This window comes from Psychrobacter proteolyticus (assembly GCF_038155145.1).
Taxonomy (GTDB): domain Bacteria; phylum Pseudomonadota; class Gammaproteobacteria; order Pseudomonadales; family Moraxellaceae; genus Psychrobacter; species Psychrobacter proteolyticus_B.
The window spans coordinates 1-224 of the sequence record NZ_JBAKAY010000113.1 but is presented as its reverse complement, the minus strand read 5'-3'; the positions used below and the strand labels follow the sequence as shown (position 1 = coordinate 224).

Annotated in this window: 1 protein-coding gene; it reads right to left on the bottom strand. The window is 40.6% G+C overall.

What is annotated here, in order from left to right:
* Positions 1–224, bottom strand: a 224-nt coding sequence (locus tag V6252_RS13190; protein ID WP_341610747.1) for a radical SAM protein, incomplete at both ends; no start/stop codon positions are given.

Genomic DNA, 224 nt, shown 5'->3' with positions numbered 1-224 from the left:
TCACCAGGGAAGCCAATAATAAAGTCGCTCGACAAGTGAATATCTGGAAGAATGGCTTTTAGCTTATTAATCTGATTGATATAAACATCGTTTGTATGGTTGCGCTTCATCGCTGCCAAAATAGCATTTGAGCCACTTTGAACCGTTAGATGTAAGTGCGATACTAGCTCTGGCAATTGGGCATATTCATCAATGATGTCATCAGTGAACTCTAGTGGATGGCT